A 26,779-nucleotide genomic window follows, 5' to 3' on the forward strand; every position below is an offset into this window, starting at 1 on the left:
CAGAGGACGCAGTCCTTACCGGCTGATTGCTCCAGCCGTGTCTCCCTCTGCGTCCGGTTGCTTGCCCGTTTCAGGCAGGTCTGTGCTCCGTGATGGAGCGGACGCGGCAGTTTCAGAGGTCAAATCAGCGATCACTTCCGCCGCCACGAAGGCCGCGATGACGCTGGGCCGCTTGTCGCGGCTGCCGCCTGCCCCGATGGGGCAGATGAGACGGTCGGTTCCCAGACCGTCGCAATGGTCCCGGCACCAGCGGCGGAACTTCTCCCGCTTGGTGGCCGATCCGATCAGGCCCACGTATCCCGCATCGCCGCGCTGCAGGGCAGCGGAGGCAAGCAGGAAGTCGAGCGCATGATCATGGGTGAGAACGATAAACGCGCTGCCCGCAAGGGCCTGCGCGATGTCGATCTCGGGAATGGCGCTCTGGCGGATTTCCACATCCGCCTGGCACAGGGCGAGTTCTTCGGCGCGCTGGTCGATCAGGATGCAGCGCACCGGCAGGTGCTGGAACAGATCCGCGAGCGCCCGGCCGACGTGGCCCGCGCCCATCACATAGACATGCGGCAGCGCCTGCTCCTCGGCCTGCTGGCGGGCAATGGCATCGTCGCGGTCGGCCTGGCGCATCTGCACCAGCGACATCTCCACCCGGCCGCCGCAGCACTGGCCGATCTCCGGCCCCAGCGGCACATCCAGCGTGTCGCTGATCACGTCCTGCTTCAGCATCCGCCGCGCGTGGTCAATGGCGATATATTCCAGCTGGCCGCCGCCAATGGTCCCCCAGAGGCCCTCTGCCGCCACAAACATGCAGGTGCCGGTTTCGCGCGGGGAGGAACCGCGAACGCGGGTCAGCGCGACCTGCACCACACGGCTGTGGCTGGCCAGAAAGTCCTGGAGGGAAAGGCGGCGGGCCATGGCTCAGCCCTGCCCTTTGAGGGTTTCGATCGCCATCAGCACGCGCTCCGGCGTGGTCGGCGCATCCAGGCGCGGGCAGACCTTGTAGTCCGCGGTGCTGGCAACAGCCATCGACAGCGCCTCGAACACCGAGATGCCCAGCATGAACGGCGGCTCGCCCACGGCCTTGGACCGCTTGATGGTGCGCTTCTTGTTCACCGACCATTCGGCCAGCCGGGTGTTGAAGATGCGCGGCCGGTCAGAGGCCAGCGGGATCTTGTAGGTCGAGGGCGCATGGGTGCGCAGGCGGCCTTCGCAGTCCCACCACAGTTCCTCGGTGGTGAGCCAGCCCATGCCCTGGATGAAGGCGCCCTCCACCTGGCCCTTGTCCAGGATCGGGTTCAAGGAGCGGCCCACGTCATGCAGGATGTCGGTGCGCTCCACCCGGTATTCGCCGGTCAGCGTGTCGACTGACACCTCGGAGCAGGACGCGCCATAGGCGTAGTAGAAGAAGGGCTGGCCCTTGCCGGCCGCGCGGTCCCAATGGATTTCCGGCGTCTTGTAGAACCCCGCCGCCGACAGGTGGACGCGGGCCATATAGGCCTCCTTCACCAGCGTGTCGAAGGCGATCACCTCGCTGCCGACGCGCACCCGGTTGGGCAGGAATTCGACCTCCGCCTCGGACACGCCGTACTTCTCTGCTGCGAACTTGGTCAGCCGGGCAATGATCTGCTCCGCCGCATCCAGCGCCGCCATGCCGTTGAGGTCCGACCCGGACGAGGCCGCGGTGGCGGAGGTGTTCGGCACCTTCTCGGTGGTGGTCTTGGTGATCTTGATGCGCTCGAAATCCACCTGGAAGGCATCGGCCACAACCTGCGCCACCTTGGTGTTGAGGCCCTGCCCCATCTCGGTGCCGCCATGGTTCAGGTGGATCGAGCCGTCATTGTAGACATGGATCAGCGAACCCGCCTGATTGTACCATGTCGCGGTGAAGGAGATGCCGAATTTCACCGGCGTGAGCGCAATGCCCTTCTTGATGATCTTCGACTCCTTGTTGAAGGCGATGATCTCCTCGCGGCGCTTGCGGTATTCGGCGTTTTCCTCCAGCTCCCCGATCAGCCGGTCGAGGATGTTGTCCTCCACCTTCTGATGGTAAGGTGTCAGGTCGCGGCCTTCCTCGCCATAGAAGTTGGCCTTGCGCACATCCAACGGGTCCTTGCCCAGGGCATAGGCGATCTCTTCGATCATCCGCTCGGCGGCGACCACACCCTGCGGGCCGCCAAAGCCGCGGAAGGCGGTGTTGGAGACGGTGTTGGTCTTCATCGGGCGGCTTTTCAGCAGCACGTTCGGGTAGAAATAGGCGTTATCCGCATGGAACAGCGCGCGGTCGGTGACCGGACCGGACAGGTCCGAGGAATAGCCGCAGCGCGCAGCAAAGCCGCCCTCGACCGCCTGGATGCGGCCCGCGTCGTCAAAGGCCACGTCATAGTCGATCACGAAGTCATGGCGCTTGCCGGTGGCGGTCATGTCCTGATCGCGGTCCGGGCGGATCTTCACCGGGCGGTTATGCTTCTTCGCGGCAATCGCAGCCACCGCGCAGAACAGGTTCATCTGGCTTTCCTTGCCGCCAAAGCCGCCGCCCATCCGGCGCACGTTGACGGTGACCGCGTTGTTCGCCACGCCCAGAACATGCGCCACCATATGCTGCGCCTCGCTCGGGTGCTGGGTGGAGCAATGCACGGTCACATCCTCGTCCTCGCCCGGAATGGCGAATGCGATGTGGCCCTCCAGATACATGTGGTCCTGGCCGCCGACTGCCATCTGCGCCTGAATGCGGTGGGCAGCGCCCTTGCGGCCTGCCTCCACATCGCCGCGCTCCAGCTTCAGCGGGTCGGTGATCATCGGATAGCCGGCTTCCTGCGCCTGGACCGGGTCCAGCGCGTGCGGCAGCACCTCGTAATCCACCTGCGCCAGTTCGGCGGCGCGGCGGGCGGCATCGCGGGTTTCGGCGATCACCGCAAACATCGGCTGGCCGTGGAATTCGACCTTCTCGGTCGGGAACACCGGTTCGTCATGCTTGCCGGTGGGGCTGATGTCGTTGACGCCGGGGATGTCATCGGCGGTCAGCACGTCCACCACGCCGGGTGCGGCGCGCACGGCACTGAGGTCGATGCCCTTGATATTGGCGTGGGCGACGGTGGAGACACCCAGGTAAGCGTGCAGCGTGCCATAGGGTTCGGCGATATCGTCGGTGTATTCGGCGCGGCCCGTCACATGCTTGATGGCACTGTCGTGCTGGCGGTCATGGTGCACGGCGCCGCTGATGGTCTGATGGTCTTTCATCTCAAATCCTCCTCAGGCGACGGCCAGCCGGACGGCACCGGCGGTTCCCGCGTCATGTTCCAGGTAAAAGCGGCGCAGCAGGTTGCTGGCCGTCAGCGCGCGGTACTCCGCGGAGGCGCGCCAGTCGCTGAGCGGGGTGAAGTCCTGCTTCACCGCCTCGGCTGCGGCGTCAAACGCGGCCTCGCCCCAGGGCTGGCCCACAAGCGCGGCCTCGGCACCGGCAGCGCGCTTGGGCGTGGCTGCCATGCCGCCAAAAGCGATGCGCGCAGAGGCGATCACGCCGTCCTTCACGGTGACGCTGACGCCTGCCGCAACCGAGGAAATATCCTCATCCCGGCGCTTGGAGATCTTGTAGGCAGCATCAATCTGCCCGTCGCGGCGCAGCGGGATACGGATCGAGGCCACAAAGTCACCCGGCTCGCGGTCCTGCTTGCCGTAGTCGATAAAGAAATCCTCCAGCGGCAGCGTGCGCGAACCGCCCTTCTTCTGCAGCGTCACCTCAGCCCCCAGCGAGATCAGCACCGGCGGGGTATCCCCGATAGGGGAGCCGTTGGCGATATTGCCGCCGATGGTGCCCATGTTGCGCACCTGCCAGCCGGCGATGCGGTCCCAGTAGGCGCTCAGATGCGGGAAGGCATCGCGGATCGCTGCCTCGCTTTCGGTATAGGTGACGCCGGCACCGATGGTCAGCGCCTCATCCGTCAGCTCGATGGCCTTCAGCTCCTCCAGGTGGGCGACAAACACCACCGGAGAGATCGGTTTCATGAACTTGGTGACCCACAGGCCCACATCGGTGGAGCCGGCAACAATGGTCGCCTTAGGGTTCTCTGCCAGCACCTCTGCCAGATCCGCCGCATCCAGCGGCAGGATGGCGCGGTCATCCTCGGGGCCGGTCACAACGCGGGCCTGCGGCTGGATCGCCTTCAGCTTGGCGGTCAGGCTCTCACGCTCGGTGTTCAGGTAGTCATTGGCCGGGGTGCCGTACTGGTTCACCGCCAGCGCGGCCTTCACAATCGGCTCATAGCCGGTGCAGCGGCAGAGGTTGCCCTGCACCGCGGTTTCCACCTGCGCCTCGGTCGGCTGCGGGTTTTCCATCCACAGCGCATAGAGTGACATCACGAAACCGGGGGTGCAGAAGCCGCACTGGCTGCCGTGATATTCGACCATTGCCTGCTGCACCGGGTGCAGACGGCCCTTGGGGCCGGACAGATGCTCAACCGTCACCACGTGGCAGCCGTTGAGCGATGCCAGGAAACGGATGCAGGCATTCACCGCCTCATAGCGCAGCGCGCCATTGTGCAGACGGCCCACCAGCACGGTGCAGGCGCCGCAGTCGCCCTCGGCGCAGCCTTCCTTGGTGCCGGTCAGGCGCTGCTCCAGCCGCAGGAAATCCAGCAGGGTGGTGGTGGCCTTGACGTCCTTGACCGAAAGCTCCCGCCCGTTCAGCAGAAAGCGAATGTCGTTTTGATGTTCCATCTGGCCTCCAAGTAGTCGCTGGACAGCTTCTAATTCTGTTGGGTCATTTTTACCTTGTCCGACTGCCACGGTTAACGGCCGCAATCGCGAAAGGCTTTCAACACCCTGTTGAAAATGGTTAGGTTAGTAGGTGCCGGAACCGGCGTGTCTGCCGCCTGCCGTGGTAAAGGGCAAGCGGCAGATGCGCCCCGTAAAGGTCTGTGAACCATGTCTTATCTGGAATCCCTGCGGGTGTTTACCCGAGTCGTCGAACTGGGCAGCATCACCTCTGGCGGGCGGGATCTGCGGCTGACTCCGGCGGTGGCCAGCAAGCGGATCAAGGAGCTTGAAAAGCATCTTGGCGTGCGCCTGTTCAACCGCACCACGAGATCGCTGACCCCGACCGAGGTCGGGCAGCTGTTTTATACCGAGGCCAAGAAGGTGCTCGAATCGATTGAGGACGCCGAGGCGGTGGTCTCGCAGTTCTCCGAGGCGCCGCGCGGGGTGATCCGGGTGACCGCGCCGCTGGGTGTCGGCCGCCGCATCATCGCGCCGCTGGTGCCGGGATTTGTCGAGGACTACCCCGCCACCGAAATCCGGATGCGGATGTCCGACCGCAAGGTCGACATTCTGGCCGATGGGCTGGATGTGGCGTTTTTCATCGGGGTGCCGCATGACTCGACCCTGAAAATGCGCAAGATCGCTGAATGCGCGCGGGTTCTTTGCGCCGCTCCGGAGTATCTGGAGCGCCACGGCACGCCGCAAGTGCCGGAGGATCTGCTCACTGGCCACAATTGCCTGCTGCTGCGCTACCCGCGCTCGCCCGAATATTTCTGGACACTGGAGACGCCGGAGGGGCCGCGCAAGCTGGAGGTTTCGGGGAAATACGACGCCGATGACAGCGACGTGCTGACGGCTTGGGCGCTGGACGGGCGCGGCATCGTCAACAAGCCGCGGTTTGACGTCGCCGCGCATCTGCGCTCCGGCGCGCTGGTGGAGGTGCTGCCGGACACCCCGCCGGAGCCGACCATTTTCGGCTGCCTGTACCCGCACCGCAAGCTGCAGGATCCCAAGATCCGCCTGTTTGTCGACTATGCGGTGAAACGCGGGCTGGCGGCCTTCCGGCACAGTGAGACCGGCAAGTAACGGCTGCCAAGCAGCCCCGGCAAGTAACGGCTGCCAAGCAGCCACTGCGCCAAAGGAAAGGCGGGCACAGCTGGCCCGCCTGATATGAAATGACTCCCGCCTTAGCAGCGGTGGGGGTTTTCCTCGCAGTAAAGCAGGTTCGCCGCAGCTCCGACAGCGGCCCCCGCGGCCACGTTGCCGTCCAGAACCGCCGCGCCGGCGGCACCAGCGCCCGCGCCATAGACCAGCCGCTCGCCGGTTGTGTCACCGCAGGCGGCCAGGGTGGTGCAGAGTGCAAATCCAATAGCGAAAGTCTTCTTGAACATCACATTACCTCCTTCAGCGCCCAAACCCCGCAGTGTTGCCGCGGTCCCAAACGGCCAGCGCCCGGCTTATTCGCCGGTGAAAGGGTGCCCGAAAGGGATCGGCGCTGTGGCTGAACAGGCCGGAAGACACCGGGTCTCCGGCACAATTGGGCAAACCCCATATCAATATAACATACGGCGGGGCTGTTTGGTTCCATGCTCTTGCTGCATCGGGCTGTACAGGCGGTGCACGCCCGGTGCTGGACGGAAAATGGCCCCGCCAGGGGGCGGGGCCATTGGAATTTGCAGGTGATGGTGCCTTAGTTTGCAGCCAGCGAGAAGGGCTGATCCTTTGACGCGCTGCCGTACCAGCGGCGGATCAGGGCGCGCTCCTCCTCCTCCATATAGGTCACGTTGGCGGGCGGCATCGCGTGTGTGGCACCGGCCTGGAGATAGATCTCCTTGGCGTATTTCGCCACATCTGCCGGGGTTTCCAGCAGCACGTTCTTGGGCGCGCGGCGGATGCCTTCATAGTAGGGCTCCCGCGCGTGGCACATGGCGCAGCGGCCCGGCACCACATTCATCACGTCCTCGAAATGCTGGTTGCTGGCAAAGACTTGCTCGGATTTGGTCAGCTCCCGCGCCTCGGACTCTTCGTAGGTGTCCTGCTGCAGCGGCGCCTGGCTCAGGATCATGATGCCGATGAACAGGATGGCGGTCACGGGCCAAGTCCAGGTGGGATTGCTGGTGCCCGCGTGGTTGCTGTTGAAGTAATGGCGGATGGTCACACCCATCAGGAACACCAGCGCCGCGATCAGCCAGTTGTACTCGGTGGCAAAGGCCAGCGGGTAGTGGTTCGACAGCATCAAGAAGACAACCGGCAGCGTCAGATAGTTGTTATGGGTCGAGCGCAGCTTGGCGATCTTGCCGTATTTGGCATCCGGCGTGCGGCCTTCCTGCAGGTCCTTCACCACGATGCGCTGGTTCGGCATGATGATGAAAAAGACGTTTGCTGTCATGATGGTAGCGGTGAAGGCGCCCAGGTGCAGCATCACGGCGCGGCCGGTGAAGATCTGGTTGTAGCCCCAGCCCATGGCGACCAGCAGCACGAACAGCAGCACCATCAGGAAGGTCGGCTTTTCCCCCAGCGGCGATTTGCACAGGAAGTCATAGACCAGCCAGCCGATGCTGAGCGAGGCGCCGGAAATCAGGATGCCCTGCCACAGGGCCAGATCGGCCTTGGTCGAGTCGATCAGGTACAGCTCGCCGCCCGCCCAGTAGACGATCATCAGCAGCCCCGCGCCTGACAGCCAGGTGGCGTAGCTTTCCCATTTGAACCAGATCAGATGGTCCGGCATGTTCTCCGGCGCCACCAGGTACTTCTGGATGTGATAAAAACCGCCGCCGTGGACCTGCCATTCCTCGCCGTGCGCGCCGACCGGCAGATGCGGAACTTTCCGCAGGCCAAGGTCCAGCGCGACGAAGTAGAAGGACGACCCGATCCAGGCAATGGCGGTGATAACATGAAGCCAGCGGACCGCAAAGCCCAGCCAGTCCCACATGATCACAAGCTCTTCCATTGTTCTCTCCTCATAAGCTTTGACCTAAGACTAGAGCATGCCGCTATTTTCATGTATTAGGTAAAAAATCCAAGCTGTTTCAAAATAACACAAAGAATACGTGAATGGCCTATCTCGACAATATCCGCACCTTTGTCCGTGTCTATGAACTTGGCAATATGTCCGCCGCGGCGCGCGACATGCGGATCTCGGCTGCCGTGGCGTCGTCGCGGATTTCCCAGCTGGAAGAACACCTTAACGTGCGTCTGTTCCAGCGCACAACGCGGCTGTTGAACCCGACCGAGCAGGGCAACCTGTTCTACCGCGGTGCGGTGAAGATCCTGGAGGCGGTGGATGAGGCAGAGGCTGATATCAGCAGCGTCACCCAAACCCCGCGCGGCACGCTGTATGTGGCGGCGCCCCTGGGGCTGGGGCAGCGGCTGATTGCGCCGGCGGTGCCGAAGTTCAAAGAAGCCTATCCGCTGATCTCCATCCGGCTGCGGCTGTCGGACCGCAAGCTGGACCTGGCGGCCGAGGGGCTGGACGCGGCGTTTTTCCTCGGCGTGCCGGAGGATTCAAACCTGCGCATCCGCAAGATCGCTGACTGCCCCCGGGTGCTGTGCGCGGCGCCGGAGTATATCAAGCGGCGCGGGCAGCCGAAAAACAGCGAGGAGCTGAAGACGGAGGCCCACGACTGCCTGAACCTGCGCTATCCCGGCGCACCGGAGTTCCAATGGCCGCTCCGCAGCCATGACGGCGTCAAGCGTGTGACTGTCACCGGGCCGTTTGAGTCCGACCACGGCGATGTGCTGACCAGCTGGGCGCTGGACGGGCACGGGATCATCCTGAAACCGGTGTTCGAGATTTCGGAGCATCTTGCCTCCGGCCGGCTGGTGCCGGTGCTGGCGGAGGAGCCGCCGATCCCGATCCAGATGGCTTGCCTCTATGTCCACCGCCGCCACCAGGATCCCAAGGTGCGGCTGTTCATGGATTTCATGGTGGATCACATCCAGGCGTCGCTGCCCCCGGAATGAAAAAGCCCGCCTCAGTTTCCTGAGGCGGGAACCGCCGGCAGATGCCAAGCGGGAGGAGAGGTATCTTGGGGCGTGCGGCTCAGCTGCCGCGGTAGGTCGAATAGCCGTAGGGCGACAGCAGCAGCGGCACGTGATAGTGGCTGTCCGCCTCGCTCATGCCGAAACGCAGCGGCACCTCGTCCAGGAACAGCGGATCGGCACCCGCCTGGCCGGTGGCGCGCAGATAGCCGCCTGCGTGGAACACCAGCTCATAAGTGCCGGTGGCAAACTCGCCCGCGGGCAGGATCTGCTCATCGGTGCGCCCGTCGTCATTGGTGGTCAGGCTGCGCAAGTGGATGCGCTCGCCGTTCTCGATCCGGTACAGGTCGATCTTCAGCCCTTCCGCCGGGCAGCCGCGGGCGGTGTCCAGCACATGGGTGGTCAGAAATCCGGCCATGCCAGCCTCCTTTCAATTCCGTTTCCCTAGGTATGCGCGCATCAGCCCATTGCATACAGAAGGAAGAGTCAAAAAGTTCTTTCAAAAATATACTGAAAGCCGAACGGGATTATTTTGTTCTATAAACAATGAAACAGACAGGAGACCAGTCGTGACGCGCTATCCTCGTGACTTGCGCGGGTACGGTGCTGAGGCACCTGACCCGCAGTGGCCCAATGGGGCCAAAGCTGCCGTGCAATTTGTCCTTAACTATGAAGAAGGCGGCGAGAACTGCATCCTGCACGGGGATGCAGCCTCGGAGGCCTTTCTGTCCGACATTCCCGGTGCCGCGCAATGGCCTGGCCAGCGCCACTGGAACATGGAGTCGATCTATGAATACGGCAGCCGCGCCGGGTTCTGGCGGCTGCACCGGCTGTTCACCGGCGCGGGCATTCCGCTGACCATCTATGGCGTCGCCACCGCGCTGGCCCGCAGCCCTGAGCAGGTGCAGGCGATGAAGGACGCGGACTGGGAAATCGCCAGCCACGGCCTGAAATGGGTCGAGCACAAGGACATGGCCGAAGACGAAGAGCGCGCCGCAATTGCCGAAGCCGTGCGTCTGCACACCGAGGTGACCGGCGAGCGCCCGCGCGGCTGGTACACCGGGCGCTGCAGCGCCAACACGGTGCGGCTGGTGGCCGAGGAAGGCGGGTTCGACTACATTTCCGACACCTACGACGACGACCTGCCCTATTGGCTGGAAACCGGCGGGCGCGATCAGCTGATCATCCCCTACACGCTGGAAGCCAACGACATGCGGTTCTCCAATTCGCCGGGCTGGATCACGGGTGAGCATTTCTTCCAGTATCTGAAGGATGCCTTTGACGTGATCTATGCCGAGGGCGAAGCTGGCGCGCCGAAGATGATGACCATCGGGCTGCACTGCCGTCTGGTCGGACGCCCGGGCAAGATCGCGGGCCTCAAGCGCTTCATCGACTACATCCAGGGCTTCGATGGCGTCTGGTGCCCGCGCCGCGTCGACATTGCCGGGCATTGGGCGGAAACCCATCCGCCGGTCAAGCGCGAGCGCCCCAGCCGGATGGAGCGTGAGGAGTTCGTTGCCAAGTTCGGTTCGATCTTCGAGCATTCGCCCTGGATTGCCGACCGCGCATTTGATCTGGAGCTGGGTCCGGCGCATGACTGCGCTGCAGGGGTTCACAACGCGCTGTGCCGGATCTTCCGCACCGCCAGCGAGGAAGAGCGCATTGGTGTGCTGACCGCGCACCCGGATCTGGCTGGCAAACTGGCCGCCGCGGGCCGTTTGACCGCCGAGAGCACCTCGGAACAATCCAGTGCCGGCCTTGATATGCTGACCGATGACGAACGCGAGACCTTTACCCGGCTCAACACCGAATACGTGGAGAAGCACGGCTTCCCCTTCATCATCGCGGTGCGCGACCACAACAAGGCGTCGATCATGGAGGCGTTCCACCGCCGCATTCACAACGACCGGGCAACCGAGTTCGATGAGGCCTGCCGTCAGGTGGAGCGTATCGCCCAGTTCCGGTTGCAGGATTTGCTGCCATGAGCCGCCTGCTGACCGCCGTGCCGCTGACCGCAGAGGCTTTTGCGCCCTATGGCGACGTGATCGAGGTCGCCGGCGCGCCGGACAAGATGATCAATCAGGGCATGTGCGGGCGTCATCACGACCGCGCAGCCCTGGATTTCGGAGAGGGCGGCCGGGCAGGCATCAGCCTGTTCGACGCCAAGGCCCGCCATCTGCCGCACAAGGTGGACATGGTGGAGCGCCACCCCGACGGCAGCCAGGCCTTTGTGCCTGTGAGCGGCGTTCCGATGCTGGTTGTGGTGGCGGATGACGCCGGCGGCGTGCCGGCCAACCTGCAGGCCTTCATCAGCCAGCCGGGCCAGTCCATCAACCTGCACCGCGGCACCTGGCACGGGGTGCTCGCCCCGCTGGGCGCACCCGGCCAGTACATCGTGGTCGACCGCATCGGACAAACCCCGAACCTGGAAGAACACTGGTTCCAGGACCCCTACACGGTAATTTCAGAGTAGCCCCCAGAAAAACCCGAAGCCGCTCACACAACAACAAGAAGCGGCGAGATCCCCATGACCGACAGGAGAATATTCATGGCTGACACTTCCCTTGGGACGCCAGCGCAGCTGCGCGATCCCAACTACACCCCGCCGCTGATGCAGGCCGTGCCCCTGGGCATCCAGCATGTGCTGGCGATGTTCGTCTCGAACATCACGCCCGCGATAATCATTTCAGGTGCGGCGGGTTTTGGCTTTGGCTCTGATGCGGGGGCGCAGGGCTTCCCGGACATGAGCTACCTGATCCAGATGTCGATGCTGTTTGCCGGCATCGCGACGCTGTTCCAGTCGATCGGAATGGGCCCGGTTGGTGCGCGCTTGCCGATCGTGCAGGGCACCAGCTTTGCCTTTATTCCGATCATGATCCCGCTGGTTGCCGGCAAGGGGGTTGAGGCGCTCCCCGCGATATTCGGCGGGGTGCTGATTGGCGGCTTGTTCCACGCGGCCCTCGGGACAATCATCGGGCGCATCCGCTTTGCCCTGCCGCCGCTGGTGACCGGTCTGGTGGTGCTGATGATCGGCCTCTATCTGGTGCGGGTCGGCATCGAATATGCGGCTGGCGGTGTGCCGGCCAAGGCCTTCGGCAAGGAAGAATACGGCAGCCTGCTGAACTGGTCGGTGGCGATGGTGGTGATCTTCTCCACCCTGGGGCTCAAGTTCTTCACCCGCGGCATGCTGTCGGTTTCGGCGGTGCTGATCGGCATCCTGATCGGCTATGTCTATTCGATGTTCTTTGGCCTGGTCACCTTTGAAAGCATTGGCCAAAGCTGGGACCGGGCAGCCGCCTTTGGGCTGCCGAACCCGTTCAGATACGGCATTGAGATCACGACGGCTGCGGTCATCGGCTTCTGCCTGATGTCCTTTGTCAGCGCGGTTGAGACCGTCGGCGATGTCAGCGGCATCACCAAGGGCGGCGCGGGCCGCGAGGCCACCGACAAGGAGATCCAGGGCGCAACCTATGCCGACGGTGTCGGCACCGCGATTGCCGGGCTGTTCGGCGGGCTGCCCAACACCTCCTTCAGCCAGAACGTCGGCCTGATTGCCATGACCGGTGTGATGAGCCGCCATGTGGTGACCATCGGCGCGATCTTCCTGATCATCTGCGGGCTGGTGCCCAAAGTCGGCGCGCTGATCCGAACCATCCCGATCGAAGTTCTGGGCGGCGGTGTGATCGTGATGTTCGGCATGGTGGTGTCCGCCGGCGTCTCGATGCTGTCGGACGTGGTCTGGAACCGCCGCAACATGGTGATCTTCGCCATCGCGCTGTCGATCGGCTTTGGCCTGCAGCTGGAGGTGATGAACCTCAAGCCCGGCTCGCCGAATGCGTTGCAGTACCTGCCCGATACCCTGCGCATCCTGGCCGCTTCGGGGATCCTGCCGGCCGCGCTGATTGCCATCGTGCTGAACCTGATCCTGCCGGAAGAGCTGGCGGATGAGGCCACTGAGGAAGTCTCAGGCGGCATGAGCGGCCATGGCAAAGGGTCGCTGCCGCAGGAGGACCACGCCTGACGCGCCCAGCGTCCAGTGAAAATGAGAAAGCCGGCCCATTTTGGGCCGGCTTTTTTGTGCGGGTTCACCCGCCCAAGCCGTGCAGCACCGCCAGCCCCGGCAGCCAGCCCGTGAAGATCCCGCACAGCAGCGTTGCAATGGCGGTAAGCTGGGGGTTGCCGCGCCTGAGAGCGAGGTTCAGGAAATACAAGAACCATAGCCCGGACCAGGCGGCCCAGCATCCGGCCAGCCACACATCGAACAGCCCGTCTGCCTGCGCCAGGACCCGCAGCACCATGGGGGCCGCGGTCAGCGCCACAAAGCCGCTGAACCAGCCCAGCCCCTCGCCGCTGGACGCAAAGGTGCGGTTGTAGGCAACCCACAGATAGGTGGTCCCGAACAGCAGTGTCATGCCTGCATCCAGCAGGTCCGCTGGCTGCTGCGCCGCCAGCGCGATCAGTAGGACGGTGGCAAAGAACACCAGCGCCGCAACCGCGTTGATCAGGATGATCTCGCGGTCCTGAATGCGGCCCATCTGCCAGAGACCGTTCAGGCACAGCACTACGCCGACCACCAGCAGGCTCAATCCCAGAAACATTTTTGCAGTACCCCAATGAAAAACAGGAGAGAGGTACACCTCTCTCCTGCTGCTCCGCTACGCGGATATTTGCAGAATGTGTTTCTGGCTGGGGCTTAGAAATCGACCTCGATGGCGATGCCCTTCTCGACCGCAACTTCAACGACCGAGGCCGCGACGGCCAAGTCCTGCAAGCCGACGCCGGTGCCGTCGAACAGGGTGATCTGATCGTCGGAGGTGCGGCCCGGGTTGGTGCCGTTGATCACCGCGCCGATCTGGGCCACGTCAGACTCCTGGATCAGGCCCTGGGCCACCGCGTGCTGCGCCTCGCCGATGGAAATCGACTGCGCGACCTCGTCGGTGAACACGTCTGCCGCCACCAGCAGCTGGGGATCGACCTCCTGCTTGCCCTTGGTGTCGGTGCCCATGCAGGCGATGTGGGTGCCAGGGCTGACCTGACCGGCCTTCAGGATCGCATCGAACGACGAGGTGATGGAGATGATCACATCCGCCTCGCGCATGCCGTCCAGCTCCACGGCTTCAAAGGGCAGCCCTGCCTCTTCCGCCACCTCTTGCAGGTTCGGCAGCATCTCTGGATGCAGGTTCCAGCCGATCACTTTCTCGAAGCTGCGCTGCTCCAGCGCCGCGCGCAGCTGGAATTTGGCCTGGTGGCCTGCGCCGATCATGCCGATCACCTTGGCGTCCTGGCGGGCCAGATGCTTGATCGACACTGAAGAGGCCGCAGCGGTGCGCAGCGCGGTCAAGAGGTTGCCGCCCACCATCGCCTTCACCTTGCCGGTGTCGGGATCGAACAGGAAAACGGTGGACTGGTGGTTGATCAGCCCGCGCTTTTCCAGGTTGTTCGGCCAGTAGCCGCCGGCCTTGAGGCCCAGGGTCAGGCCCGCGCGGTCAAAACCGCCCTTAAAGCCGTAAAGCGCGTCTTCGTGGCCGATTGCCTCGCGTACCACCGGGAAGTTGTAGGCATCTCCCGAAGCCATGGCGGCAAAGACCTTCTCGACCGCATCGAACGAGGCTTCACGGGTCACCAGGTCCGCAATCGCCTTTTCCGGAACGATATACATGTCTGTTTCTCCTCAACAAAAAAGCCGGCGGAGGGCGGCGTGCGCACCTCCGCCAGTTCGGGGATGGTTCGGTTAGTAGGCCTTGCCGCGGGCCGAGACGGGCCAGACGGTTTCGACCTTGCCGTTGCGGACGCCGACGTACCAGTCATGCACGTTGGCGGTCGGGTCGCAGTGGCCCGGCACCAGCCGCAGCTTGTCGCCCACCTTCAGCGCACCGGAGGGGTCGGAGACCACACCGTGCTCGTCCGAGCATTTGATGTATTCCACGTCGTCGCGGCCAAAGATGAAGGGCAGGCCGCTGTCGACCGACTGCGCCTTGAGGCCCGCGTCCACGATGGCCTTGTCAACTTTGGCGTGGCTCATTACCTGGGTCAGCAGGAAGAAGGCGTTTTCCCACTCGCCCTGATCGATCCGGTTGCCGTCCTTGTCCAGAATGCGGCCGTAGTCCGCGTCCATGAAGGCGTAGGAGCCGCACTGCAACTCGTTGTACACGCCCGAGTTCGATTCAAAGTAGTAGGAGCCTGTGCCGCCGCCGGAAACCAGCTCGCACGCGATGCCTTCGGCCTTCAGGCCCTCAACCGCGTCGGCGACCTGAGCGATGGCGATGTCCAGCTTGGCCTTGCGGTCCTCGTAGCTGTCCATGTGCTGCATCGCGCCCTGATAGGCCTGGATGCCGGTGAACTTGAGGTTTTCTGCCGCGTTCACCGCCTTGGCGATCTCGACAACCGCCTCAGTGGTGGTCACACCGCAGCGGCCAGCGCCGCAGTCGATCTCGACGAAGACTTCCAGCTCGGTGCCGTGCTTCTGCGCGGCTGCCGACAAGTCGGCCACGTTGTCGATGTCATCAACGCAGACGATGGTGCGGGCGCCCAGCTTGGGCAGGCGGGCCAGCCGGTCGATCTTCTGCCGGTCGCGCACCTGGTTGGAGACCAGGATGTCCTTGATGCCGCCGCGGGCAAACACCTCAGCCTCGGACACCTTCTGGCAGCAGACGCCAACCGCGCCGCCCAGTTCTTCCTGCAGCTTGGCCACATCCACCGACTTGTGCATCTTGCCGTGCACCCGGTGGCGCATACCGTGCACCTTGGCATAGTCGCCCATCTTCTTGATGTTGCGCTCCAGCGCGTCCAGGTCGAGAACCAGCGCCGGGGTCTGGATGTTAGCCTCGTCCATGCCCGGGACCGCCGGGACATCATAGCCGACTTCGAGCTGATCAAAATTTGTCTGTGCGTTCATTTCAGTATTCCCCAGTTTAGCTGTTCATCCAGGGCAGCTTGTCGAGGTCGACATTGCCGCCGGTGACGATCAGGCCCACGCGTTTGCCCGCGAAGGCGTCTTTGTTTTTCAGAATGGTGGCGAGCGGCACCGCGGAGGACGGCTCCATCACGATGCGCAGGTGCTTCCAGATCAGTTTCATCGCGTCGATGATCTCCGCATCGGACGCGGTGTAGATCTCGCTGACGTAGTTGCTGACGAAGTGCCAGGTCAGATCCTTGAGCGGCACCAACAGCCCGTCGGCGATGGTCTTGGGCGCATCGTCGGCGATGATGTAGCCCGCCTTGAAGCTGCGGTAGGCGTCATCGGCCTGCTCCGGCTCTGCCGCGATTACCCTGGTTTCCGGTGCCAGCGTCGACAGCGTCAGGCAAGTGCCGGAGATCATGCCGCCGCCGCCGATGGGCGCGACAACCATGTCGAGGCCGTCGGTCTGCTCGACAAACTCCTTGGCGCAGGTGCCCTGCCCCGCGATGACCCGGTGGTCGTTGTAGGGATGCACGAAATCGCCGCCAGTCTCGGCCTGCACCTTGGCAAAGGTCTCCTCGCGCGAGCTGGTCGAGGGTTCGCATTCGGTGATCCGTCCGCCGTAGCGGCGCACGGTGTCCTTTTTGGCCTGCGGCGCGGTGCGCGGCATGACCACGTTGCAGGGAATGCCGCGCAGCATCGCCGCATAAGACAGGCAGGAGGCATGGTTGCCCGAGGAATGCGTTGCTACGCCTTTCCTCGCCTGCTCTTCGTCCAGCCCGAACACCGCGTTGCTGGCGCCGCGCACCTTGAAGGCGCCCGGCTCCTGGAAGTTCTCGCACTTGAAGAACAGCTCAGCGCCGGTCAGCTCATTCAGGTAATCGGAGGTGCGCACCGGCGTGCGGCGGATATGGGGCTGGATGCGCTCATGCGCAGCCAGCATGTCCTCATAGGTCGGGATATACATCGCGGTATCCTTCATCAGGCGGCAGCCTTGGTGCTGTTGGCGGTGTTGCCGCGGTAGTAGTCCTGTGCCGCCGCCACGCCGGAGCCCAGCGGGATGTTCAGGCCCAGATCGGCCATGACCATTTCGGCAGTGGCAATGCCCGAGAGCGCCATCACGTCGGTCAAGCTGCCCAGGTGGCCGATGCGGAACACCTTACCCGCGACCTCACCCAGGCCGGTGCCGAAAGCGACGCCGTATTTCTCGGCCGCCAGGCTGACGAACTTGTTGGCGTCAAAGCCGTCCGGCGTGCGGATCGCGCTGACGCTGTCAGAGTAGACGTCCGGCGACACGGCACACAGCTCCAGCCCCCAGGCGCGGACCGCGGCGCGGACGCCCTCGGCAATCCGGTGGTGGCGGGCAAAGACGTTCTCCAGCCCTTCGTCCAGCAGCATACCACAGGCCATGTTCAGACCGTTCAGCAGGCCGACTGAGGGCGTGTAGGGATAGGCGCTGTTGGCATATCCGTTCGCCATGTCCTTGATGTCAAAGAAGGTGCGCGGCAGGGTCGCGGTCTCGGCAGCCTTCATCGCCTTGGGCGAGAAACCGACGATGGCCAGGCCCGGCGGCAGCATGAAACCCTTTTGCGAGCCGGTGACGGCAATATCGACGCCCCATTCGTCCATGCGGAAATCCATCGACGCGATCGAGGACACGCCGTCAACAAACAAAAGCGCCGGGTGGCCGGCCGCATCCAGCGCGCGGCGGACGGCTGCGATGTCGGATTTGACGCCGGTTGCGGTCTCGTTGTGGGTCGCCAGAACCACCTTGATCTCGTGCGATGTGTCGGCGGTCAGGATTTCCTCGTAACGGTCGGCCGGGATGCCCTGCCCCCAGGGGGTTTCGACGACCTGAACATCCAGCCCGTGGCGCTGGCACATGTCGATCCAGCGGTGGCTGAACATGCCGTTGCGCGCGGCCAGGATCTTGTCGCCTGCGTTCAGCGTGTTGGTGATCGCGGTTTCCCAGCCGCCGGTGCCAGTCGACGGAAAGACAAAGATCTCGGCGGTTTCGCTTTTCAGAACCTTCTTCACGCCGGCCAGTGCCGGGTGCAGGATCTGGCCGAACAGTGGCGAGCGGTGGTCCAGCGTCGGCATGTCCACTGCCTTGCGCAGTGCTTCGGGCATATTGGTCGGACCGGGAATGAAAACCGGATTTTGAAAGCTCATGTCGTGCCCTCCTGTGGCGATTTCCTTCACTCTAAAGGCAAGACGCGCGCAGGGAAATTTTTTTGAAAAAAGCTTTCAGAAACGCAATAAATGGCGATTTTGTGCATAATAACAAAGGCTTTAGTTTTTTCACTGTACAGAAGCTATTTTCAGTTTTATCCATAAGCTGCTTATTGAATTGCCTCGGGAGGCTTGAAAATGCCGCAAGCACCGCGCCGCAAGGGCCGCCCCAAAAGCTTTGATTCCGCCAGTCAGCCGCCCACGATTCAATCGCTTGACCGGGCGCTGGACGTGCTGGATGCGCTGGCGGGCGCCAGCGGCATGACGCTGACGGAACTGTCCACGGCGCTGGATCAGTCGGCGGCCACCATGTACAGGGTGCTGGCCACCCTGGAGGCGCGCCAGATCGTCGAGATGGAGCCGCAGTCGCAGACCTGGCACATCGGCGCAATGGCTTTCCGCCTCGGCTCTGCTTTCCTGCGCCGCTCCAGCGTGATCGAACGGGCGCGGCCGGTGATGCGGGAATTGATGGAGGCGACGGGCGAGACCTCCAACCTCGGGATTGAGCGCGGCGGCGATGTGATGTTCGTGAGCCAAGTGGAGACCCATGAATCGATCCGCGCCTTCTTCCCGCCTGGCACGACGTCTCCAATGCACGCCTCGGGTATCGGCAAGGCGCTGCTCAGCTGTTTCGGCGAGAACCAACTGAGCCGTTTCCTGCGCGTGCGGACGCTGCAGAAGTTCACGGAGAAAACCCTGACCTCGGCCGACACCTTGCGCGAAGATCTGGCGCAGATCCGCAGCCGCGGCTGGTCCTTCGACGACGAGGAAAAGGCGCCGGGCATGCGTTGTGTGGCAGCGCCGGTGTTCGGAATGCAGGGCGAAGTGCTGGCCGGGATCTCCGTCTCTGGCCCCACGTCCAGGATGCCCGACGCGCGCATCAACGAAATCGGCGCCCTGGTCAGGGGCGCCGCAGAGAAACTGTCTTATGGGCTGGGCGCGCCGCCGGCGGAGCAATCCCCGCCCGGTTGACAAGGCGGGCAGCGCCCGGGCACATTTTCAGGCCGGGCGCTCCCCCGCCGTCAGCGCAGCGGTGCCAACGGCATGTGCCGGTTCACGTCCTTGTACAGCAGATAACGGAACTTGCCCGGACCGCCGGCATAACAGGCCTGCGGGCAGAAGGCGCGCAGCCACATGTAATCGCCGGCCTCGACCTCGACCCAGTCCTGGTTCAGCCGGTAAACCGCCTTGCCTTCCAGCACATACAGGCCGTGTTCCATCACATGGGTCTCGGCGAAGGGGATCACCGCGCCGGGTTCAAAGGTGACGATGGTCACATGCATGTCGTGGCGCAGGTCATTGGGGTCGACGAACCGGGTGGTTGCCCATTTACCCTCGGTTTCCGGCATCGGGGTTGGGTCGACGTGGTTTTCGTTGGTGACGAATGCCTCCGGCGCGTCCAGCCCGGCAACCGGCTGATAGGCCTTGCGGATCCAGTGGAACCGCACCGGCGCGCCGCCGTTGTTGCGCAAGCTCCAGGCGGCATCGGGCGGCAGATAGGCATAGCCGCCCTCGTCCATCTCATGCGCCGTGCCGTCGATGGTCAGCGTCATGGAGCCTTGGACGACAAACAGGACCGCTTCGGTGCCCGGCTCGGTTTCCGGCCGGTCGCTGCCGCCGCCGGGCTGCACTTCGGCGATGTACTGGGAAAACGTCTCGGCGAAGCCGGACAGGGGCCGCGACAGCACCCAGAAGCGGGCCTTGTCCCAGAACGGCAGGAGGCTTGCCACGATATCGCTCATCGTGCCCTTGGGGATCACCGCATAGGCCTCGGTGAACATCGCCCGGTCGGTGAGCAGTTGGGTCTGCGGCGGCAGCCCGCCTTCCGGTGCGTAATAGGATCGTTTGGTCATGGGCTGCCTTTCCTGCTGAACTGCTGCCCTTATTGATACCCGCGCTGCGCGCGCAACCGAACTTATTTCCGTATCAAGATTACCTGAAGGATTGTTCCGGAAATTTTGAAAGCAGGGGACTCCGCCCTATCCGGCCCCGCCGATATCTTCTGGCGCGATGGAGACGGTTTTGACCACGGCAAAGCAGTCCGCCCCCGGCTCCAGCTCCAATGCATGCGCCGACCGCCGGGTGACCCGGGCCAGCACCCGGCCTGCGGGTGTCTGCAGTGAGACCATGGCGCCGGGACCGCTGCCGGTGCGGACATGCTCAACCGTGCCCGGCAGGATGTTGAGTGCCGACAACCCTTCGGGACGCTGGCGCGACAGGATCACCTCATGCGCCGAGATCCGTATCCGCACCGGGCTGCCCGGTGCCCGGGCGATTTGCGGCAGGAACAGCGGCACGCCGCCCGCCTCCAGCTCTGTCAGCCCATCGGAGTGGTGGCGGGCGACCCGAGCCTCCAGCAGGGCGCCAGCGGCGCGCACACCTGCGGGCATGACTGCCGGATCCCCCAGCACCTCTGCCGCGCTGCCCTGGCGCTGCACCTTGCCGTCCTGCAGCACCACAACCGTTGTCGCCAGACGGGCCACTTCGGCGGCGGAATGGCTGACATAGAGCATCGGGATGCCGATCTCGTCCCTGAGCCGCTCGAAATAGGGCAGGATCTCAGCCTTGCGGGCCTCGTCCAGCGCCGAGAGCGGCTCATCCGCCAGGATCATCCGCGGCGCCGACAGCAGGGCCCGGCCAATCGCCACCCGCTGTTTCTCGCCACCCGACAGCAGCCCCGGACGCCGTTGCAGCAGCGGGCCGATGCCGAGCAGATCCACCACCTTGCCCAGGCTCTCCCGCTTGGCGCTGCGCGGGGCAAACCATTGCCCGAACAGCAGGTTTTGCCGGACGGTCAGATGAGGAAACAGCCGCCCCTCCTGAAACACGTAGCCCATCCGGCGCTTGTGCGGCGGCAGCCAATGCCGCTGGGCGGTGTCAAACAGCACCTCGCCATTCAGCGTCACCCGCCCCTGATCGGGCCGCAGCAGGCCGGCAACCGCCTGGATCACTGTGGTCTTGCCGGTGCCGGACCGCCCGAACAGCACGGTCACACCCGGCGGCGCCTCGAACTGCACGTCCAGTCCGAACCCCGGCAGCGCATGTTGCAGCGACACGGTCAGCATCAGCGCCCCCCGGCCCGGTCAGCGGCCCGGCGCGCGAGCAGTTCCGACAGCAGAAGAGCGGTCAGGGCGATTGCGATCGACACCAGCGTCAGCCGCAGCGCTGCGGTCTCACCGCCGGGAACCTGCAGGAACGTGTAAATCGCTGAAGGCAAGGTCTGGGTCTGCCCGGGAATGCTGGAAACAAATGTGATGGTGGCCCCGAACTCCCCCATCGCCTTGGCAAAGCCCAGCACCGCGCCGGCAATCAGCCCGGGCAGGATCATCGGCAGGGTGATCGTGACAAAACACAACAGGCGCGACGCGCCGAGGGTGGCGGCGGCCTGCTCAAGCTTGGGGTCCACCGCCTCCACCGACAGGCGGATGGCCCGCACCATCAGCGGAAAGGCCATGATCCCGGCCGCCAGCGCCGCCCCGGTCCAGCGGAAGGCAAAGACGATGCCAATTTGCTGCAACGCTCCGCCGACCGGTCCTTTGGTGCCGAACACCATCAGCAGGAGGTAGCCAGTCACCACCGGCGGCAGGATCAGCGGCAGATGCACCAGGCTGTTGACGATGTGCTTGCCGGGAAACTGCCAGCGCGCCAGCGCATAGGCCACGAAAACGGCCAGCGGCAGCGCCGCCAGCGTCGCCCAGAGCGAGACCCGCAGCGACAGCATCACGGCCTGCCATTCCTGCGGCCCCAGCCATGCCGCCTCAACGCTCACTCCGCCAGCACCCCAAAGCCGTGGCGCAGAAAAATCTCCCGTGCCGCGGGGCTGCGTAGATAGTCAAGAAAAGCTATTGCTTCTGCGGTGTTGCCGCCTGCGACGGCAGCGGCTGGATAGACGATGGGCGGGTGGCTTCCCTCCGGAAAGACTGCGATCACCGATACCCTGTTGTCTGCGCTGGCATCGGTCGCGTAGACAACTCCCAACGGCGCCTCGCCAGAGGACACCAGCGCCAATGCCGCACGCACATTGGCGGTCTGCGCCACTTTGGGCGCAACCGCCGTCCAGTGGCCCGCTGCCGTGAGGGCGGCCTTGCCGTAGATGCCCGCGGGCACAGCATCAACCAGTGCCATGGCCAGCCGGCCCTCGTCCAGCCGCGCGCCCAGATCCGCGGCTGATAGTTCCAGCGGCGCGGCGTCTTTCCCGTGAGCAATGAGCACTAGGCGATTTGCGAGCAGATCCAGGCGCGAGGCGGGATCTACCAGCCCCTCCTGCTGCAGAACATCCATCCAGCCGGGGTTGGCGGAGAGGAACACATCCGCCGGCGCACCCAGCTGGATCTGCCGGGCCAGCGCCGGAGAGCCGGCATAGGAAATCGTGACGGTCCGCGCGGTCGCGGACTGGTAGGCTGCGGCGGCCTCATCCAGTGCTGTCTTGGTGCTGGCGGCGGCAAAAACCGTGATCTGGGCCTGCGCCATCGCCGCCATGCCGCATATCAGCAGAACAGCCGCTGCCAAGCCCCGCCGGAGGCCCGGCAGAATCTGAGGAGGCGATGATGAAGCCTGGTTTGTTCTCATAGCCTCTAATGGACTACCCGCGCCGGGCAGCGCGGGCAAACGGTATTTAACTCCGCCCGGTTTGCACCGGGCGGCCCGGCCTGCCGGGCTTGCCGTTCTGACCGGTCAGAACAGGGTGACAGCGCCCGCGCCGCCTGCCGCCGGTGCGGGTGCCGGAGCCGGGCGCGTTGCGGCGCGCTGCTCCATTTCACCGAGCTTGCGGTCGTCCTGCACATGGGTCTGCTGGGCCGCGCCGGAACAGGCATGGAACCGCACCCTGCGGGCAGACGTGCCGCCGACGCTGGAGGAAACGCAGGGGATACCTTCGTCGCGCAGGAACCGCTGCACGAAATCGGCATTGGAGGCGCCGATATCCGACAGGTTCGCAGACATCTTGGCGCCGCCGAAGACCTTGGCTTTCAGATTGGACCGCACGGCGCCCTTCTTCATGATGCCGTTGATCAGCAGCTCCATCGCGTGAATGCCGTAACGGGCGTTGGCCGCCCCGCCCTGGCGGGCATTTGCCAGCAGGAAATGATTCATCCCGCCGACACCATTTTCCGGATCGTAAATACACGCCGCGATGCACGAGCCAAGCACCGTGGAGAACACGGTTTTCGGATCGGTGGTCACCCGGTATTCCCCCTGAAGAACCGTTACGGATTTCGAGTTGGCGAAAACAGTGGTCAAGGCTTTAGTCCCTTCCTGCGGTGTGTTCAGGCCTTGCTGGCCTGTAGTAGTGTGCTGGCCATCCGGGCCAGAGGCACCTGCTGCTGCGCGGCGCCGATATCCCACGCGACTCTGGGCATCCCGTAAACGACCGAGGACTTCTCGTCCTGGGCAAAGGTCTTGGCGCCGGCTTTGCGAAGGTCCAGCAATCCCCGGGCTCCATCCTGGCCCATGCCGGTCAGGATGGTGGCAACAACGTCCTTTCCATATGGCACGGCAGAGGTGAACAGAGCGTCAACAGACGGCGTGTGGCCGGAAATATCCGGCCCTTCCTTCATCCGCAGCCGCAGCGGCTTGCGGTTGCTCAGCCCCATATGGCGGCGCTGGCCGGCAGCGATGTAGACATGGCCCGGCTCCAGCGCGATGCCGTCCTCGGCCGGGCGCACCCGCGCCGGGCAGATCCGGTCCAGAAGCGAGACCAGGCCAGAGCCGAAATTCTTACCGGTATGCTGGACAATCAAGGTCGGCGGGCAGTCGAATGGGAAACCGACCAGAATGCTGCGCAGGGCTTCTACCCCGCCGGTTGAGGATCCGATCAGGATCAGTTTGCGGCTGCCGCCCACGGCTGACGCCGGGCGGCTGGCCGATGTCCGGGACGCCGCCCGCGGGCTGCGGCGCGGCGCCTTGACCATCATGTCGAAATACTGGGCGAACTGGCTGGGGTGGTCCGCCTTTGTCAGCTCGAAGATGCCCGCACCGACGTCGAGCAACGGCGAGGATTTCCGGGCCGGGGTCGCGCCGTGGGTGTCCATGACCGAGACCCAGCGCGTGTCCATCGCCGAGAACAGAGCCATCATCATCTCGAATTCCGGCAGCTTGGTGAACCCGTCCTCCACAAAGGCGAAAACCGGCTGCGCCGCTTCAGCCTGGTTGTAGGCCATCATCAGGTTGTTCGCCAAATACACCCGCATGCCCGGGTAGGCGGACTCCATATAGCTTTGCAGGTTTCTGGCAAAGCTGCGGTCAGTGGTAATGATCAATAAGTTATTCGAAGACAATGGGTTCCCCAGTCAATTTGCGGTACCGTCAGAATTGCGGCACAGGTTGCCATGGCCTGGAGGCGCCGCTGCCCGGGCAGCGGCGCCTCCGGTGAGTTTCGTTTAGAAGTCCTGCCAGAGATCGCGGGCAGCATTGCCGCTTCCGGCTGCTGCCGCGGCGGCAGGCGCTGCGCTTGCCTCGATCTCCCAGTTGTCCTCGCCATGCGCCGAAGGTGCAGGCTTTGCCGCCGGAGCTGCCGGTGCCGCTGCCGGAGCAGAACGGGCTGCCGCGCTGCCGCCGGCCACCCGGAAATGGGCGACCAGTTCCGCCAGCTTGGTGGCATCCGTGTTCAGCATGTGGCCGGCCGCGGTCGCCTCTTCCACCATTGCCGCGTTCTGCTGGGTTACTTGGTCCAGCTGGGTGACGCCGGTGTTGATCTCATTGAGGCCGGTCGACTGTTCTGCGGCGCCCTCGGCAATGCCGGAGACCAGCTGCGAGATATGGGTGACCCGTTCGACGATGCTTTGCAGCGCCTCGCCGGCCTTGCCGACCAGATCCACCCCGCGCTCCACCTGTTTGGAGCTGTCGCTGATCAGGGTCTTGATCTCCATTGCCGCATCCGAGGAGCGCTGCGCCAGCGCCCGCACTTCGCTCGCGACGACGGCAAAGCCCTTGCCGGCCTCGCCTGCCCGTGCGGCTTCTACCCCGGCGTTCAGCGCCAGCAGGTTGGTCTGGAAGGCGATGTCGTCGATCACCGAGATGATCTGGCTGATGTGGTTCGAGCTTTGCTCAATTTCGGTCATGGCCGACACCGCGCTCTGCACCACCTCGCGGTTGTTCTCCGCCTCGGTGCGCGCCTCAGCCATGGTGGCCTCAACACTGCGGGCGCCTTCAGCCGCGGATTTCACCGATGCGGTCAGCTCATCCAGCGCCGCGGCGGTCTCCTCCAGCGTGGCAGCCTGGCTTTCGGTGCGGTGCGAGAGGTCGTCGGAGGCCTGGCTGATTTCGGCGGCACCGTTGCGGATACTGCCGGAGGCCTCAACCACCTGCTGGACGGTGCCGCTCAGATTGGTGACAGTGCTGTTGAAATTCTTCCGCAGCTGTTCGTATTCCTGCGGGAAGGAGTCTCTGATCTGCTGCGAGAAATCGCCATCGGCCAGCCGCACGAGGCCCGCGCTGAGGCTTTCGACAACCTGCTGCTGCTGCTGCTGCATTTCAGCACGTTCCTCTTCCGCAGCGCGGGCCTGCTTCAGGTCCTGCTGCATTGACACCAGCGTCTTGCCGATTTTGCCGATCTCATCGCTGCGGCTTGCCTCGGCAACGGTAATGTCGAGATCACCGGAGGACACCGCCTCCATGTTGTCGCAGATCCGGTCGATCGGCTTGGTGATGGAGCGGGCGAACAGCCAGCCGAGGAACGACATGGCGGCTGCGCAGGCGACCGAGGCCAGAAGCAGCATGTTACGCTTCTTTTCCGCCGGAGCCATCAGCTCGGCCAAGTCCTGCTCGGCGATGATCGCCCAATCTGCAAAGGCCAGCGGAAGCGGTTCCGAATAGGCCAGCACAGGATGCCCGTCGAGGCCGGGGACATTTTTCTGCACGTGCGACTTTCCATCAAAGGCTTCCACCACCTGCTTGGTCGGTGGGAGTTGCGAGAGCACTTTGAAACCCTCTTCGAATCGCGAATTCGTGCGGGCCTGCATATCGGAGCCAACCAAGTAGACTTGGGTGGTTTCGCCCATCCCTTGCTCATTGTTGATGATCGACCCGATCAAGCTGACCGGAATCTGCACTGCCAGCACACCCACGGTGAGATTGGCGTCGTTCACAACCGGCGTCGCGGCAAAGCCTGCTGCCTTGCCCCCGCTTGCTGCGTAAGGCTCCAAATCGGCAAAGAACACCTCGCCGCGGCTGCCTTCGAGCGCTTCACGATAGACGGTTGCAAGGCCGGTGTCCTTGAACGGTCCCGTCATCATATTGGTGCCGAAATCGTTTTCCTTGAACACCGAATAGACGACGTCGCCGGCCAGGTTGATCAGGAAGGCGTCATAATACCCCTTGCTTTCGATCAGCGTTTTGTAGGCCGGATGAAAGCTCTCGTGATGCATGTGATAGGGGGAGTCGCCCTTGCCGCGCGCCAGCAGATGTTTCTGCCCCTCCGGATGCGGGTTGTCGTCGATATAGGCCTGGCGCAGAATCTCGCCCGGATTTCCCTCCAGGTCGTTCCACGTCATCGTCAGCCATTCTATGGCGGTTGCCGTCGACGGCACGGAGGCCAGCGTCTGGACATCCGCATGAATCCCGTCCAGCAAGGTCTGCACCGACAGCTTGCGGTCCGCCACCATGGAGCTCAGCTGGTCCTCGGCATTTGTTTCTGCGCTGCGCTGGAAGCTGAGCGTGCTGATGGTGACGAGAATCGCCGTCACAACCACAACCAATCCAACAACAAACAACGGCAGCTTATGTGCCAGTTTAAGCGATTTCAGGGCTTTCATTCCGTCCTCCTAAGAGTATTGCGGTCTGGGCCACCGCAATTGATGATGCCTCTCAGGATGTCGTGCAGATGTTAATTTGCAGCTTACGGAAGGGCAGCCTGATCCTGTTCGACAGCAAAAAAGGGCGGGAATCCGAAGCGCAACAGCGTCACTCCGTAAAGGTCAGGTAAAG

The 26,779-nt window shown here is 63.9% G+C and carries 24 protein-coding genes; 6 read left to right on the top strand and 18 right to left on the bottom strand.

The genetic code is table 11. The features are described from left to right. Positions 1 to 15: 15 nt before the first annotated feature. The 3 genes from xdhC to xdhA are packed head-to-tail and all read right to left on the bottom strand — an operon-like array spanning position 16 to position 4,707. Positions 16 to 909: a xanthine dehydrogenase accessory protein XdhC gene (gene xdhC, locus AC5STI_RS21465; RefSeq protein WP_495448278.1), complete on the bottom strand. Its 894-nt coding sequence runs from the start codon at positions 907 to 909 to the stop codon at positions 16 to 18. Positions 910 to 912: 3 nt separating this feature from the next. Beyond that, on the bottom strand, positions 913 to 3,231 hold the full coding sequence (gene xdhB, locus AC5STI_RS21470; RefSeq protein WP_495448279.1) for a xanthine dehydrogenase molybdopterin binding subunit: 2,319 nt from the start codon (positions 3,229 to 3,231) through the stop codon (positions 913 to 915). A 12-nt stretch (positions 3,232 to 3,243) separates the two neighbouring features. After that, positions 3,244 to 4,707, bottom strand: a complete 1,464-nt coding sequence (xdhA, locus tag AC5STI_RS21475; protein ID WP_495448280.1) for a xanthine dehydrogenase small subunit — start codon at positions 4,705 to 4,707, stop codon at positions 3,244 to 3,246. A gap of 207 nt (positions 4,708 to 4,914) precedes the next feature. Here xdhA and AC5STI_RS21480 point away from each other — a divergent pair, with 207 nt between their 5' ends. After that, on the top strand, positions 4,915 to 5,832 hold the full coding sequence (locus AC5STI_RS21480; RefSeq protein ID WP_495448281.1) for a LysR family transcriptional regulator: 918 nt from the start codon (positions 4,915 to 4,917) through the stop codon (positions 5,830 to 5,832). A 101-nt stretch (positions 5,833 to 5,933) separates the two neighbouring features. Here AC5STI_RS21480 and AC5STI_RS21485 read toward each other — a convergent pair whose 3' ends face one another. Beyond that, positions 5,934 to 6,137, bottom strand: a complete 204-nt coding sequence (locus AC5STI_RS21485) for a hypothetical protein (RefSeq protein ID WP_475054622.1) — start codon at positions 6,135 to 6,137, stop codon at positions 5,934 to 5,936. Between the two features lie 299 nt (positions 6,138 to 6,436). Beyond that, positions 6,437 to 7,696 carry a urate hydroxylase PuuD gene (locus AC5STI_RS21490; protein ID WP_495448282.1) on the bottom strand — a complete coding sequence of 420 codons (1,260 nt, stop codon included), beginning with the start codon at positions 7,694 to 7,696 and terminating at the stop codon, positions 6,437 to 6,439. Between the two features lie 104 nt (positions 7,697 to 7,800). On the opposite strand from AC5STI_RS21490, the gene AC5STI_RS21495 reads away from it, so the two are divergent. After that, positions 7,801 to 8,709, top strand: coding sequence for a LysR family transcriptional regulator (locus AC5STI_RS21495; protein ID WP_495448283.1), 909 nt, complete (start codon positions 7,801 to 7,803; stop codon positions 8,707 to 8,709). 79 nt (positions 8,710 to 8,788) lie between these two features. Here the strand turns inward: AC5STI_RS21495 and uraH are convergent, their stop codons facing one another. Further along, complete coding sequence (gene uraH / locus AC5STI_RS21500; RefSeq protein WP_421056872.1) at positions 8,789 to 9,145, bottom strand: hydroxyisourate hydrolase; 357 nt, start codon at positions 9,143 to 9,145, stop codon at positions 8,789 to 8,791. Positions 9,146 to 9,296: 151 nt separating this feature from the next. On the opposite strand from uraH, the gene puuE reads away from it, so the two are divergent. The 3 genes from puuE (at position 9,297) to AC5STI_RS21515 (ending at position 12,748) form a co-directional block, all read left to right on the top strand. After that, on the top strand, positions 9,297 to 10,712 hold the full coding sequence (puuE, locus tag AC5STI_RS21505) for an allantoinase PuuE (protein WP_495448284.1): 1,416 nt from the start codon (positions 9,297 to 9,299) through the stop codon (positions 10,710 to 10,712). Continuing rightward, a complete protein-coding gene (locus AC5STI_RS21510) occupies positions 10,709 to 11,200 on the top strand; it encodes an ureidoglycolate lyase (RefSeq protein WP_495448285.1) in 492 nt (163 codons plus the stop codon). The genes puuE and AC5STI_RS21510 overlap by 4 nt, the downstream gene beginning before the upstream one ends. A gap of 75 nt (positions 11,201 to 11,275) precedes the next feature. Further along, complete coding sequence (locus AC5STI_RS21515) at positions 11,276 to 12,748, top strand: uracil-xanthine permease family protein (protein ID WP_495448286.1); 1,473 nt, start codon at positions 11,276 to 11,278, stop codon at positions 12,746 to 12,748. A gap of 64 nt (positions 12,749 to 12,812) precedes the next feature. Here AC5STI_RS21515 and AC5STI_RS21520 read toward each other — a convergent pair whose 3' ends face one another. From AC5STI_RS21520 to bhcA, 5 genes are all read right to left on the bottom strand, one after another. Then, positions 12,813 to 13,325, bottom strand: coding sequence for an AmiS/UreI family transporter (locus AC5STI_RS21520; RefSeq protein WP_495448287.1), 513 nt, complete (start codon positions 13,323 to 13,325; stop codon positions 12,813 to 12,815). Between the two features lie 95 nt (positions 13,326 to 13,420). Continuing rightward, positions 13,421 to 14,386, bottom strand: coding sequence for an iminosuccinate reductase BhcD (gene bhcD, locus AC5STI_RS21525; RefSeq protein ID WP_495448288.1), 966 nt, complete (start codon positions 14,384 to 14,386; stop codon positions 13,421 to 13,423). A gap of 72 nt (positions 14,387 to 14,458) precedes the next feature. Next, a complete protein-coding gene (bhcC, locus tag AC5STI_RS21530; RefSeq protein ID WP_495448289.1) occupies positions 14,459 to 15,622 on the bottom strand; it encodes a 3-hydroxy-D-aspartate aldolase BhcC in 1,164 nt (387 codons plus the stop codon). Between the two features lie 16 nt (positions 15,623 to 15,638). Continuing rightward, positions 15,639 to 16,607, bottom strand: a complete 969-nt coding sequence (gene bhcB / locus AC5STI_RS21535; protein WP_495448290.1) for a beta-hydroxyaspartate dehydratase BhcB — start codon at positions 16,605 to 16,607, stop codon at positions 15,639 to 15,641. After that, positions 16,607 to 17,797 carry an L-aspartate--glyoxylate aminotransferase BhcA gene (gene bhcA, locus AC5STI_RS21540; protein ID WP_495448291.1) on the bottom strand — a complete coding sequence of 397 codons (1,191 nt, stop codon included), beginning with the start codon at positions 17,795 to 17,797 and terminating at the stop codon, positions 16,607 to 16,609. Before bhcA ends, bhcB begins: the two co-directional genes overlap by 1 nt. A gap of 198 nt (positions 17,798 to 17,995) precedes the next feature. On the opposite strand from bhcA, the gene bhcR reads away from it, so the two are divergent. After that, positions 17,996 to 18,829 carry an HTH-type transcriptional regulator BhcR gene (bhcR, locus tag AC5STI_RS21545; RefSeq protein WP_495448292.1) on the top strand — a complete coding sequence of 278 codons (834 nt, stop codon included), beginning with the start codon at positions 17,996 to 17,998 and terminating at the stop codon, positions 18,827 to 18,829. Between the two features lie 50 nt (positions 18,830 to 18,879). Here bhcR and AC5STI_RS21550 read toward each other — a convergent pair whose 3' ends face one another. From AC5STI_RS21550 to AC5STI_RS21580, 7 genes are all read right to left on the bottom strand, one after another. Further along, on the bottom strand, positions 18,880 to 19,710 hold the full coding sequence (locus AC5STI_RS21550; protein ID WP_495448293.1) for a bifunctional allantoicase/(S)-ureidoglycine aminohydrolase: 831 nt from the start codon (positions 19,708 to 19,710) through the stop codon (positions 18,880 to 18,882). Between the two features lie 126 nt (positions 19,711 to 19,836). Further along, positions 19,837 to 20,922 (bottom strand): molybdenum ABC transporter ATP-binding protein, encoded by a 1,086-nt coding sequence (gene modC, locus AC5STI_RS21555; protein WP_495448294.1) that lies wholly within the window; start codon positions 20,920 to 20,922, stop codon positions 19,837 to 19,839. Further along, positions 20,922 to 21,626: a molybdate ABC transporter permease subunit gene (gene modB / locus AC5STI_RS21560; protein WP_495448295.1), complete on the bottom strand. Its 705-nt coding sequence runs from the start codon at positions 21,624 to 21,626 to the stop codon at positions 20,922 to 20,924. The genes modC and modB overlap by 1 nt, the downstream gene beginning before the upstream one ends. Further along, on the bottom strand, positions 21,623 to 22,336 hold the full coding sequence (gene modA / locus AC5STI_RS21565) for a molybdate ABC transporter substrate-binding protein (protein WP_495448324.1): 714 nt from the start codon (positions 22,334 to 22,336) through the stop codon (positions 21,623 to 21,625). The genes modB and modA overlap by 4 nt, the downstream gene beginning before the upstream one ends. Positions 22,337 to 22,531: 195 nt before the next feature. Beyond that, a complete protein-coding gene (locus AC5STI_RS21570; RefSeq protein WP_475054652.1) occupies positions 22,532 to 23,095 on the bottom strand; it encodes a chemotaxis protein CheD in 564 nt (187 codons plus the stop codon). A gap of 26 nt (positions 23,096 to 23,121) precedes the next feature. Next, on the bottom strand, positions 23,122 to 24,066 hold the full coding sequence (locus tag AC5STI_RS21575; protein WP_495448296.1) for a CheB methylesterase domain-containing protein: 945 nt from the start codon (positions 24,064 to 24,066) through the stop codon (positions 23,122 to 23,124). A gap of 168 nt (positions 24,067 to 24,234) precedes the next feature. Continuing rightward, on the bottom strand, positions 24,235 to 26,607 hold the full coding sequence (locus AC5STI_RS21580; protein WP_495448297.1) for a methyl-accepting chemotaxis protein: 2,373 nt from the start codon (positions 26,605 to 26,607) through the stop codon (positions 24,235 to 24,237). Between the last annotated feature and the right edge of the window lie 172 nt (positions 26,608 to 26,779).

This window comes from Leisingera sp. CC-HEC096 (genome assembly GCF_059429235.1).